Annotated in this window: 14 protein-coding genes; all 14 read right to left on the reverse strand. The window is 72.5% G+C overall.

The window, feature by feature from the left end:
• Positions 1-2: 2 nt before the first annotated feature.
• The 14 genes from H7344_RS10480 to rho all read right to left on the reverse strand — a co-directional run bounded on the left by H7344_RS10480 (position 3) and on the right by rho (position 11,775).
• Positions 3-821, reverse strand: a complete 819-nt coding sequence (locus H7344_RS10480) for a F0F1 ATP synthase subunit delta (protein ID WP_186345987.1) — start codon at positions 819-821, stop codon at positions 3-5.
• A 13-nt stretch (positions 822-834) separates the two neighbouring features.
• Positions 835-1,374, reverse strand: coding sequence for a F0F1 ATP synthase subunit B (locus H7344_RS10485; protein ID WP_166191148.1), 540 nt, complete (start codon positions 1,372-1,374; stop codon positions 835-837).
• Positions 1,375-1,401: 27 nt separating this feature from the next.
• Positions 1,402-1,620: an ATP synthase F0 subunit C gene (locus tag H7344_RS10490; RefSeq protein WP_153324497.1), complete on the reverse strand. Its 219-nt coding sequence runs from the start codon at positions 1,618-1,620 to the stop codon at positions 1,402-1,404.
• Positions 1,621-1,704: 84 nt separating this feature from the next.
• Positions 1,705-2,511 carry a F0F1 ATP synthase subunit A gene (atpB, locus tag H7344_RS10495; RefSeq protein ID WP_229707137.1) on the reverse strand — a complete coding sequence of 269 codons (807 nt, stop codon included), beginning with the start codon at positions 2,509-2,511 and terminating at the stop codon, positions 1,705-1,707.
• 22 nt (positions 2,512-2,533) lie between these two features.
• Positions 2,534-2,770: an AtpZ/AtpI family protein gene (locus H7344_RS10500; RefSeq protein WP_222130581.1), complete on the reverse strand. Its 237-nt coding sequence runs from the start codon at positions 2,768-2,770 to the stop codon at positions 2,534-2,536.
• A gap of 29 nt (positions 2,771-2,799) precedes the next feature.
• A complete protein-coding gene (locus H7344_RS10505) occupies positions 2,800-3,273 on the reverse strand; it encodes a hypothetical protein (RefSeq protein WP_186345988.1) in 474 nt (157 codons plus the stop codon).
• A gap of 67 nt (positions 3,274-3,340) precedes the next feature.
• Positions 3,341-4,498, reverse strand: coding sequence for an MraY family glycosyltransferase (locus H7344_RS10510; RefSeq protein WP_186345989.1), 1,158 nt, complete (start codon positions 4,496-4,498; stop codon positions 3,341-3,343).
• Positions 4,498-5,169, reverse strand: a complete 672-nt coding sequence (locus H7344_RS10515) for an L-threonylcarbamoyladenylate synthase (RefSeq protein ID WP_186345990.1) — start codon at positions 5,167-5,169, stop codon at positions 4,498-4,500. Before H7344_RS10515 ends, H7344_RS10510 begins: the two co-directional genes overlap by 1 nt.
• Before the next feature lie 4 nt (positions 5,170-5,173).
• Positions 5,174-6,028 carry a peptide chain release factor N(5)-glutamine methyltransferase gene (gene prmC / locus H7344_RS10520; RefSeq protein ID WP_186345991.1) on the reverse strand — a complete coding sequence of 285 codons (855 nt, stop codon included), beginning with the start codon at positions 6,026-6,028 and terminating at the stop codon, positions 5,174-5,176.
• A complete protein-coding gene (gene prfA / locus H7344_RS10525) occupies positions 6,025-7,098 on the reverse strand; it encodes a peptide chain release factor 1 (RefSeq protein WP_186345992.1) in 1,074 nt (357 codons plus the stop codon). The genes prmC and prfA overlap by 4 nt, the downstream gene beginning before the upstream one ends.
• Positions 7,099-7,212: 114 nt before the next feature.
• On the reverse strand, positions 7,213-7,428 hold the full coding sequence (gene rpmE, locus H7344_RS10530; protein WP_166191162.1) for a 50S ribosomal protein L31: 216 nt from the start codon (positions 7,426-7,428) through the stop codon (positions 7,213-7,215).
• Between the two features lie 116 nt (positions 7,429-7,544).
• Entirely contained in the window at positions 7,545-9,203 is a 1,659-nt protein-coding gene (locus tag H7344_RS10535; RefSeq protein WP_186345993.1) for a sensor histidine kinase, read from the reverse strand.
• A gap of 19 nt (positions 9,204-9,222) precedes the next feature.
• Positions 9,223-9,594 (reverse strand): response regulator transcription factor, encoded by a 372-nt coding sequence (locus H7344_RS10540; RefSeq protein ID WP_166191166.1) that lies wholly within the window; start codon positions 9,592-9,594, stop codon positions 9,223-9,225.
• A gap of 147 nt (positions 9,595-9,741) precedes the next feature.
• A complete protein-coding gene (rho, locus tag H7344_RS10545) occupies positions 9,742-11,775 on the reverse strand; it encodes a transcription termination factor Rho (RefSeq protein WP_222130550.1) in 2,034 nt (677 codons plus the stop codon).
• Between the last annotated feature and the right edge of the window lie 93 nt (positions 11,776-11,868).

Here is an 11,868-nt window from a genome sequence, read left to right on the forward strand (position 1 = left end):
GGTCAGCCGGCGAGACGACGCCGGGCGTCGTCGAGGCGGCTGGACACGGTGCCGTCGATGACGTCGTCACCGATCTCGACGCGGATCCCGCCGAGGACCGTCGGGTCCACGAGCAGGTTGAGGTGCACCGGTCGTCCGTACTGCCGCGACAGCACGTCGGCCAGCCGGTCCCGCTCGGCGCCGGACAGGTCACGCGCCACCCGCACGGTGGCCACGCCCCGGTTCTGCACGTCGGCCGCGACCTTCTGGTACTCGGCCAGCGCGACCGCCACTGTCCGGTGGGTGCCGGCCAGCGACTGCACCGCGAGGGTGGTCGTCGCCGGCAGCGCCTTGCCGTCGAGCAGGGAGCGCACGAGCCGAGCCTTGTCCTCGAGCGTACGAGCCGGGTCCGAGAGCGCGTCGCGGAGCTCGGGAGCGTCCTTGACCGCCTGGGCGAAGGCGAACAGCTCGTCGGAGAGCCGCCCGGCCTGGTCGCCGGCCGACGCGACGGCCGCGACGACGCCGAGGTGCTCCAGCGCGTTCGGCAGGTCGCCGGCCGAGACCCACCGGCGGGAGACCGCGGAGCGGACCACCGTGAGGGTCGCCTCGGCCACCTTGCCGCCGAAGACCTGCCCGACGAGGCCGGTCTTGGCCGCGTCCGGCACGGACACGTCGGAGACGAAGCGCCGCATCGAGCCTTCGGCACGCAGGGTCTGCGCGACCGAGAACAGCTCACCGGCGACGGCGGCCGCGGTCTCGGGCGAGCCCGACACCGCGACCCGGAGGTCGTCGACGAGGACGGCCACGGACTCGGCGGAGGCGCCGCGGAACGACGAGGTCATCAGCGCGCCTCCATCAGTTCCGGCCCGGCGTGCCGGCCTCGAGGTCGGTGAGGAACCGGTCGACGACGCGACGCTGGCGCGCCTCGTCCTCCAGGGACTCCCCCACGATCCGGCCGGCGAGGGACGTCGCCAGGGTGCCCACCTCGGCACGGAGCGAGGTGACCGCCTGCTGGCGCTCGGCCTCGATCTGGGCCTTGCCGTGGTCGACGATGCGGGTGGCCTCGGCCTGCGCCTGCTCCCGCATCTCGGCGATGATCCGCGCCCCCTGCTCGCGCGCCTCCTCACGGATGCGCGCGGCCTCGTGCCGGGCGTCGCCGAGCTGCTTCTCCAGCTCAGCGAGGCGGGCGTCGGCCTCGGCCTGCTTGGTCTCGGCCGCGGAGATGCCGCCCTCGATCGCCTTCGTGCGCTCGGCGAACGCGCGCTCGAAGTTGGGGACGACGAACTTCCGGATGGCCAGGAGCAGCACCAGGAAGACTGCCGCTCCCAGGATGATCTCCGAGACGTGCGGGATGAGCGGGTTCAGCTCCTCCGCCGCCTGGATCGATTCACGCATGGGTCACTCCGGTCTGGGGGTCGCGCGTCAGGAAAGGACGAAGGCGAGCGCGATGCCGATGATCGCGAGCGCCTCAGCGAGCGCGAAGCCGAGGATCGCGATGGACTGCAGGCGCGACTGGGCCTCCGGCTGGCGAGCAACACCGTTGATGTAGGCAGCGAAGATCAGGCCCACGGCGAGGGCGGGGCCGATCGTGGCGATGCCGTAGCCGAGCATGTTGAGCGAGCCGTTGATGTCACCATTCATGACGGTGAGGGTTCCTTTCGGGTTGGTACTGCTTCAGTTTCTCTTCTCGGGTGCTCACGGTGCCCGACGGGCACGGTGTGCTGCTCAGTGCTCGTCGGCGACAGCACCTGAGACGTACATGGCGGTCAGCAGGGTGAAGACGTAGGCCTGGAGGAACATCACCAGCAGCTCGAGCAGCGAGACGCCGAAGAACATCACCCAGGCGAGCACGCCGCCCACTGCGTTGATCGGGGAGAACGCCTCTAGCAGGAGGTACTCACCACCGAGCGCGAACAGGATCAGCAGCAGGTGGCCCGCGAACATGTTCGCGAACAGACGCAGGGCCAGCGTGACCGGTCGGACCAGGATGTTGGAGAGGAACTCCAGCGGCGCGATCAGCAGCAGCACGGGGCCGCGGACGCCGCCGGGGACACAGGTGTGCTTGAGGTAGCCGAGGAAGCCGTGCTTTTGGATGCCGACGCCGTTGTAGAGCAGCCAGCTCAGTGCGGCGAGGCCGTAGGCGTATCCCGAGTGCGAGAACGTCGGGAACTGGATGAGCGGGACCATCCCGAAGTAGTTGTTCACCAGCACGAAGGCGAACAACGTGAAGAGGTAGGGCACGAACCGCAGGTAGTGCTCGGTGCCGATGATCTCGCGGGCGATGCCGTTGCGGACGCCCCCGTAGGCCCACTCGCCGGCGTACTGCAGGCGGCCCGGGACGAGCGCGGCCTTGCGCGACATCGCGTAGGTCACCGCGAAGATGAGGACGGCGGAGAGGACGATCATCACCATGGGCTTGGTGATGCCGCCGACGATCGGCGGCAGGTCGAAGTCCGCGGGGCCGGGCGGGGTGAAGCCCCCACCGCTGCTGGCCAACGGGACGAGCGCGGCTGCGAGGTTGCCAGCGATCAACGCCGTGTCTCCTTCATGTACGTCACTTCTCCGGGCTTGACGACGGCACGTGGCCGAACTGCTTCACGACCGCGTAGAGGCTCAGGCCCGCACCGATCACGATCCCGATGGCCACGAGGTACGACGTTCCCAGCCAGCGGTCCGCCAGCCAACCGGCGCCGCCGTAGAGGAGCACGCCCGCGACGATCTGGCTGAATGCCTGCCAGGGGTCGCCGTGAGGGGTGTCCTCGGGAGCAGCTGGCGGCTCCTGCTGACTCATTGCGGTCCGGACCCTAGCATTCGGCGCGGTCACGACCCACCACCGGTCCGGACGGTCTCGCGGGGCTCGTCGTAGACCGGGATCCGGGCCCGCGCGGCCAGCACGACCTGCACCACGAGCCAGACCAGGACGGTCCCGATGAGGGCACCGGCGAGCCACCCGCGCGAGAGGGCCTCCCCCGGGCCGGCGACGCCGTCGAGGGCGGCGAGCGCCACCAGGACCAGCAACAGCTGGAGCGCGTAGGTCAGCAGCGCGAACATCAGCGACGCCCCGGGCACCAGGCCCGCCACGATGTTCACGGTGACCAGGCCGAACGCCATCACGCCGGCGGCCAGCACGGTCCCGACGAGGGCGCCGTACGCCGCCGGGGCGCCGTCGACGAGGGCGCCGACCAGCGCCGCGAGCACGCCTGCGGCGACCGTCCCGAGAGCCGCCCCCGCCAGGACCGCCGACCCGCCGTCGCGGCGGGTCCTCACGGTGTCGCGGGGCGTCTCGGTCGTCATGCGGCGGCCGTCCTGGAGTGGGTCTGTCGCGGTCGTCAGCGGCCCTGTGGGCCGCTCGTGAAAACTATCACAAGGTCTCCGGAGAGGGCTCATCGAGCACCTCCAGGACCTTCGGCTTGTGCAGCACCGGCAGCACGAACGTGAGCACCACGGTCACCCCGGCGAGCACGCCCACCGACAGCCAGACCCACAGGCCGGTGTAGAGGCTCGCGCACACGGTCGCGAAGGCGATCAGCCCGGCCCACAACCACATGATGAGCACCGCCCGCCGCTGGGAGTGCCCGATCTCGAGCAGGCGGTGGTGCAGGTGCTGCTTGTCGGGCGCGAACGGCGAGCGCCCCGCTCGGGTGCGGCGCACCACCGCCATCACCAGGTCGAGCAGGGGCACCACGAGGATGGATACCGGGAGGAGCACCGGCAGCAATGTGGGCAGCAGGCTGGCCTGGCCGCCGGAGCCGCCCCGGGCGATCTCGGTGCCGGAGAACTGCCCGGTCAGCGTGACCGCGCTCGCGGACAGCACCAGCCCGATGAGCATCGAGCCCGAGTCGCCCATGAACAGCCGGGCCGGGTGGAAGTTGTGGACCAGGAAGCCGACGCAGACCCCGGCCAGCGCGACGCTGAGCAGCGCCGCCGTGGTCGCGCGCGGGGCGTCGTTGATGCGGGTGAGCTGGTAGCAGAAGACGAAGAACGCGATGGCGCCGATGCCGACCACCCCGGCGGCCAGGCCGTCGAGGCCGTCGACGAAGTTCACCGCGTTGACGGTCGCGATCACCACGAAACCGGTCAGCAGCGCCGCCTGGGCGTCGTCCATGGCGAACTGCTCGCCGTTGGTGAGCGGGAAGTAGACGTACTGGATGCCGAAGGCGACGAGGAAGCCGGCGGCGAGCACCTGGCCGCCGAGCTTGGTGAGCGCGTCGAGCTCGAGGATGTCGTCGAGCACCCCCACCGCGCAGATCAGCGCGCCCGCGATGAGCACGATGCCGGCGTCGCGGAAGACGAAGGGCCCGCTGAGGGAGAGGAACGGCAGCTCCCGGGCCACGAGGTACGCCGCGACCAGCCCGCCGAGCATCGCCAGCCCGCCGAGGTACGGGATCGGCTCGTCGTGCACGTCCCGGTCCCGAACCGCCGCCACCGCACCGGTGCGGATCGCGATCTCCCGGGCCACGACGGTGAGCAGGTAGGTGACCGTCGCGGCCACGAGGAAGACGAGGAGGTACTCCCGCACTAGGCGCTCGCCTGGCCCTCGTCGGTCAGCGTCGCCCCGAGCGGCTCGAGCACCTCGTTGAGCTGCTCCAGGGAGAGCGCACCGCGGCGCAGGATCCGGCCCTGGTCACCGGTGCAGTCGACGATCGTCGACGCCTCGCCGCCCGGGGAGGCCCCGGCGTCGACGAGCACCGCGACCTCGTCGCCCAGCATCTCCTCGGCCTGCTCGGCGTCGGTGGCGGCCGGCATGCCCGAGAGGTTCGCAGAGGAGACCGCGAGCGGGCCGGTGCGCTCGAGCACCTCGAGCGCGACGGGGTGGTCGGGCATCCGCACCGCGACGGTGCCGCGGGTGTCACCGAGGTCCCACTGCAGGGAGGTCTGCTGGTGGCAGACCACGGTCAGCGGACCGGGCCAGAACCGCTCGACCAGCGCGCGGGCGTAGCCCGGCACCCGGACGGCCAGCGCGTCGAGCGTGCTCGGCGAGCTGACGAGCACCGGCGGCGGCATGTCGCGGCCGCGGCCCTTGGCGTCGAGCAGGTCGCGGACGGCGGCGGGGTCGAAGGCGTCGGCGGCGATGCCGTAGACCGTGTCGGTCGGCAGCACGACCAGCTCGCCGCGTTGGACGGCCAGGGCCGCGGCCTCGACGGCCGCCTCGCGGGCGTCCTCGGTGTCGGTCGGGTAGCGCTCGCTCACCGGGTCATCGTGCCAGCCGGGCCGTCACGAAGCGCGCCCGACCTGCCAGGTCGGGATGGTCGCGCACCTCGGTCCACCGACCGGTCGCCGCGAAGACGGCCGGCGCGGACTCGCCCTGAACGTCGGCGTGCTCGGCGCCCACCACTCCCCCGGGCCGCAGCAGCAGCGCGGCCCGCCGCTCCAGCACGCGCATCGCGTCCAGCCCGTCGTCGCCGGAGAAGAGCGCGAGGTGGGGGTCGTGGTCGCGCGCCTCGGGGGCGACCGACTCCCAGGCGTCGAGCGGGATGTACGGCGGGTTGCAGGTGACCACGTCGACGGACCCGGCCAGGTCGTCGAACGCCGTGGCCAGGTCGCCCTGGCGCAGGTCGACCCCGGTGCCGGCGAGGTTGCGGACCGCCCAGCGGTGCGCGGCCTCGTCCAGCTCGACGGCGTGCACCACCGCCTGCGGCACCTCGTCGGCGACCGCCTTCGCGATCGCGCCGGACCCGGTGCACAGGTCGACGACCACCGGCGCGCCGCCCGCGTCCACCAGCTCGGTGGCCCGCTCGACGGCCCACCCGGCGAGCAGCTCGGTCTCCGGCCGCGGCACGAACACCCCGGGGCCGACGGCCAGCTCGACGTGGCGGAACCACGCCGACCCGGTCAGGTGCTGGAGCGGCTCGCGACCCGCGCGGCGCGCGACGAGCACGGCGTACTCCTCCAGCGCGGGCGGGTCGACCTCGTCGACGAGGACCAGCCGGCCACGGGTCGTGCCGAGGACGTGGGCGAGCAGCTCGGCGGCGTCGTGCTCGGGGCTGGCGACGCCCGCCTCCCGCAGCCGGGCGGTGGCCTCGGCCAGCACGGTGCGGCGTGCGGTCACTGCTCCAGCGCCTCGAGCCGGTCGGCGAGGTCGGCGTCGACGCACGAGGCGAGCACCGGCTGGAGGTCGCCGTCGAGGACCTGGTCGAGGTTGTAGGCCTTGTAGCCGGTGCGGTGGTCGGAGATCCGGTTCTCCGGGTAGTTGTAGGTGCGGATCCGCTCCGAGCGGTCGACGGTGCGGACCTGGCTGCGCCGGGCGTCGCTGGCCTCGGCGTCCGCGGCCTCCTGGGCGGCGGCGAGGAGCCGGGCGCGCAGGATGCGCATCGCCTGCTCCTTGTTCTGCAGCTGGCTCTTCTCGTTCTGGCAGGAGACGACGATGCCCGTCGGGACGTGGGTGATCCGCACGGCCGAGTCGGTCGTGTTGACGCTCTGGCCACCGGGGCCGCTGGAGCGGAAGACGTCGATGCGCAGGTCGTTCTCGTCGATGGTGACGTCGACCTGCTCGGCCTCGGGCAGCACGAGCACGCCGGCGGCGCTGGTGTGCACCCGGCCCTGCGACTCGGTGACCGGCACCCGCTGCACGCGGTGGACGCCGCCCTCGAACTTCAGCAGGCCGTACGGCGCCTCACCGGGCTCCGACGCGCCCTTGGCCTTGACCGCGACGGTGACCGACTTGTAGCCGCCGAGGTCGGACTCGGTGGCGTCCAGCACCTCGACCTTCCAGCCCCGCCCCTCGGCGTACCGGGTGTACATGCGCAGCAGGTCGCCGGCGAACAGCGCCGACTCCTCGCCACCCTCGCCGGACTTCACCTCGAGGATGGCGTCCTTGTCGTCGGCCGGGTCGCGCGGGACCAGCAGCCGTCGCAGCCGCTCCTCGGCCTCGCCGAGCCGCGGGACCAGCGACTCGGCCTCCTCCGCGAAGGACGGGTCCTCGGCGGCGAGCTCGCGCGCGGCCTCGAGGTCCTCGCCCAGCCGCTGCCAGTCGCGCCACGCGCCGATGACCGAGGAGAGCTGGGCGTAGCGCTGGTTGAGCCGCTTGGCCAGCCGCGCGTCGGCGTGGGTCTCCGGCGCGCCGAGCTGCTGCTCGAGCGCGGCGTGCTCGGCGAGCATGCCCTCGACGGCCTCGAACACCGGTGGCTCCTGGGGTCTGGGTGGTTGCTGCTGGGGGTGGGGATCTGTCCGGAGGTGGACAAACGACGAGCGCCGGCCCCTGCCGTGGTGGCGGGGGCCGGCGCTCGGGGACAGCTACTTCTTGGCTGCCTTGGCGTAGCGGGCCTCGAAGCGGGCGACGCGGCCGCCGGTGTCGAGGATCTTCTGCTTGCCGGTGTAGAACGGGTGGCACTGCGAGCAGACGTCGGAGCGGATCTGGCCCGACGTGACAGTGCTGCGGGTCGTGAACTCGGCCCCGCAGGTGCAGGTCACCGTGGTCTCGACGTACTCGGGGTGGATGTCCTTCTTCATGGTGTCCTCTCAGTCGCCGGGTCGTCCGCCGCGCCCTGCGGCAACACGTGAACCGGAACCAGCACGGAATTGTGCCACCGGTCAGAACGCCGGCCCAATCGTGGTTGTTCCCGCGCTCAGGCGTCTTGGCGGTCCTGCTGCAGGTCCTGCTCCGGGGTCTGGTCCGGGGTCGGGTCCGGGGTCGGGTCGGCGAGCTCGGCCGGGGCCGGTGCGGGTGGCACCCGGTCGCCCTGGAGGCGCAGCGAGATGGTCACCGTGGTGCCCGCGCCCTCCTCGGACTCGAAGAGCACCCGGCCGTCGTGCTTGTCGATGATCGTCTGGACGATCCGGACGCCGAGGCCGGTGCCCGCGATCTCGTTGTGGACCGCGTTCGAGGCGCGGAAGAACCGGGTGCCGAGCCGCTCGAGCTCGCCGGCGGGGATGCCGATCCCGTGGTCGCGGACGGCCACCTGCACCTGTCCCATCGACTCGGTCACCTCGACCTCGACCGGGTCGCCGTCCCTGCTGAACTTCACCGCGTTGCTGAGCACGTTGAGGAACGCGCGGTTGAGCATGGCGCGGTCGGCCAGGACGGGCAGCGGGTGGCCGGGAGCGGTCACGGTCACGACGATGCCGCGGCGAGCAGCGGTGATGCGTACGTCGGTCGCGGCGTCGCGGACCACCTGGTCGAGGTCGACCTGCTCGAGGTCGGTGCCGCGGTTCTCCGCCTTGGACAGCGTCAGCAGGTCGTCGATCAGCGTCTTGAGCCGGCTGACGTTGCGACGCGTGGCCTCGAGCATCCGCTCGTGGCGCGGGGCCATGCCGTCCTCGAACTCCTCGGCGATCAACTCGAGGTAGCCGCTGATGGTGGTCAGCGGCGTGCGCAGCTCGTGGGAGACGTTCGAGACGAAGTCGTCGCGGGCGGTGTCGAGCGCCCGCAGCTCGGACTGGATCCGGGTCTCGACGGCGCGCGCGCGGGACTGCTGCTCGACCAGCTCGTTGAGGGCGGCGGCGACCGCGCGCACCTCGCGCGGCCCGGCCACCTCGGCGCGGACGTCGGCCTCGGCGCGCGCGACCCGCTGCACGGTCGCCTCGATCGCCAGCAGCGGGGCCGACAGCTCACGGTCCAGGCGACGGCGCGACCGCCCGACCAGGAACCAGCCGACCAGGCCGAGCACGACGACCGCGAGGATCGTCGCCCGGAACCGCCACTGCGCGTCGGAGCTGGCCTCCCGCTGACGCCGGTCGAACTCCTCGTGGGTGGCGAGGTGCGCCTCCTGCAGCTCGTCGAAGAGCCGCTGACCGCGGTCGTAGCGCTGCTGCTGGAAGGTCCCCGGCCCGCCCGGCGCGTCGACGCGGGGCTCGGCGTACCGCTCCACCCAGGCGTCGGCCGCGTCCTGCTGACGCGTCACGAGCAGCTCGAGCTCGGCGTCGCCGCGGGCGAACTCGCGCACCGGGCGCTCGTGGCCCGGCAGCCGCTGCATCGCCTGCTCGTAGTCGTCGATCGCCTCCTGCTCGCCGCTGCGGGCGTAGGCGCCGACCGCGGCGTCCATGTCGGTGAGGTCCTGGAGGACGTCCTCGTTCGCCGTCGCCGCTGGCAGCAACCGGCCGGTGAGGTGGTCGAGCGCCTGCGTCGAGGCGAGCACCCCGCCCACGCAGATCGCCGCCATCAGGGCGAGCAGCAGGCCCATCCGGGCGAGCACCGGCGCGACCAGGCGCGAGACCGGCTGTCCGCCGCCGGGTGGCGGCGTGCCGCCGACCGGACGGGTGCCCGAACGGGCCGCCGGGGTCCTCATCTGCGTGGGTGCTCCCGGCTCAGAGTGACCGGGCGAGCAGGGCCTCGACCCGGGAAGCGAGCTCGCGGGGGCTGAACGGCTTGGTGATGTAGTCGTCGGCACCGGAGTCGAAGCCGGTCTCGACGTCCGACTCCTGGGCCCGCGCTGTGAGCAGGATGACCGGGAGGTCGGCCAGGGCCGGGTCGGCCCGGATCACGCGGATCGCGTCGAGCCCGGAGAAGCCCGGCATCATCACGTCGAGGACGGCGAGGTCGGGGCGCTGCGCCTGGCAGGCCTCCACCGCGGCCGCTCCGTCGGACACCGCGACGATGTCGTGGCCGAGCGTCGAGAGCTTGAACTCGACCAGCTCCCGGATGTCGACGTCGTCGTCAGCGACCAGGATGCGTGCCACGTTCGTCCCTCCCCGGAGTACGTCGTTCGGTGCCGGACCGGGTCGTCCCCGCGCCGTGCCGGGTCAGCCTACGGGGTCCGGCGCCCGCTCCGGCGCGGCTTCCCGAGATCGTTCCCGGGAGCCGCGCCGGCCCTGCTGAGCAGGCGGTCAGTCGTCGCCGCCGGCCGTCGGCGTCGTCTTCTGGACCTGCATGAGGAACTCGATGTTGGTCTGCGACTTCCGCAGCCGCTCGAGCAGCAGCTCGAGCGCCTGCTGGCTCTCGAGGTTCGCCATCACGCGGCGGAGCTTCCAGACGATCGCGAGCTCCTCCTTCGACAGCAGCAGCTCCTCGCGACGGGTGCCCGACGCGACGGCGTCGATGGCGGGGAACAGCCGCTTCTCCGCGAACTCGCGGCGCAGCCGGATCTCCATGTTCCCGGTGCCCTTGAACTCCTCGAAGATGACCTCGTCCATCTTCGAGCCGCTCTCGACCAGCGCGGTCGCGAGGATCGTCAGCGAGCCGCCGTTCTCGATGTTGCGGGCGGCGCCGAAGAACCGCTTCGGCGGGTAGAGCGCGGCCGAGTCGACCCCGCCGGAGAGGATCCGCCCGCTCGCGGGTGCCGACAGGTTGTAGGCGCGGCCGAGGCGGGTGATGCCGTCGAGCAGCACGACGACGTCGTGGCCGAGCTCGACGAGGCGCTTGGCCCGCTCGATGGCCAGCTCCGCGACCGTCGTGTGGTCGGCCGGCGGCCGGTCGAACGTCGAGGAGATGACCTCGCCCTTGACCGAGCGCTCGAAGTCGGTGACCTCCTCGGGCCGCTCGTCGACCAGCACGACCATCAGGTGGCACTCGGGGTTGTTGGTGGTGATCGAGTTCGCGATCGACTGGAGCACCATCGTCTTGCCGGCCTTCGCGGGCGAGACGATCAGGCCGCGCTGCCCCTTGCCGATCGGCGCGGCGATGTCGATGAGCCGGCCGACGAGGTTGTCCGGGCCGGTCTCCAGGCGCAGCCGCTCGTCGGGGTAGAGCGGGGTCAGCTTCGCGAACTCGACGCGGTGCTTGCCCGCCTCCGGGTCCGCGCCGTTGACGCTGTCGACGCGCACCATCGGGTTGAACTTCTCGCGCCGCTCGCCCTCGCGGGGCTGGCGCACCTGGCCGACGATCGCGTCGCCACGCCGCAGGCCGAACTTCCGGACCATCGACAGCGACAGGTAGACGTCGTCCGGGCCCGGCAGGTAGCCGCTGGTCCGCACGAAGGCGTAGTTGTCGAGCACGTCGAGGATGCCGGCCGCCGGCACGAGCACGTCGTCCTCGAGGATCGTGGTGTCCGGCTCACCCCGCTGGCCGCGCGTGCGGTCGCGGTCGCGGCCGCGACGACGCCGGTTGCGCCCGGTGCCGTCCTGGTCGTCGTCCTGCTCGTCGCGGTACTGGTCCCGGTCGCGGTCCCGGTCTCGGTTCGGGTTCTGGTCGCGGTTCTGGTCGCGGTCGCGCTGCTGCTCGCGGTCGCGCTCCCGCTGCTGGGCGCGGTCGCGCTCGCGCTGGGCCTCGCGGTCCCGCTCGCGCTGCTGGTCCCGCTGCTGCTGGTCGCGCTGCTGGTCGCGGTTGCGGTCCTGCTTGGACTGGCCGCCGTCCTGCTGCTTGTCCTGCTTGTCCTGCTGCTTGTCCTGCTTGTCGGTGGGGCCGTCCTGCTGCCGGTTGCGGCCCTGGCGCTGCTGGCGGTCCTGCCGGTCCTGCCGGTCCTGCCGGTCCTGGTTGCGCTCGCGGCGACGCTCGCCGTCCTGGCCGGCGGACCGGTCGTCCTGGTCGCCGGTCGGCTCGGGCTGAGTCTCGGCCGAGCGCTCGGTGCTCTGCTCGGTGCTCTGCTCGGTGCTCTGCTCGGTGCTCTGCTCGGTGCTCTGCTCGGCGGTCTGCTCAGTGGCCTGCTGGGGCTGCTGCTCGGCCGCGGCGGCACGCCGGCGGCGCGACCGGATGGGGCGCTCGGCGGGCTGCTCGGCGGGCTGCTCGGCGGGCTCGGCGGTCCGGTCGGTGGCCTGCGAGCCGGTCTGCTCGGCGGGCGCGGTCGCGGGCGTCGTACCGCCCGACGCCGGACGGCCGGCGCCCTGCGCGGCCTTGATGGCCTCGACGAGCTGGACCTTCTTCATCATGCCGGCCTCGGCGATGCCCATCCCGCTGGCCATCGTGCGCAGGTCGGCGATGAGCATCGAGCTGAGACCACCGCCTCGCTTGCGTGCCGCTCCGCCGGAGGTCGGTTCGATCGTCTCGGTCACGTGAGGGGGTCCTTCCCACGTCGTCGT

This window comes from Nocardioides deserti (assembly GCF_014266025.1).
GTDB lineage: Bacteria > Actinomycetota > Actinomycetes > Propionibacteriales > Nocardioidaceae > Nocardioides > Nocardioides deserti.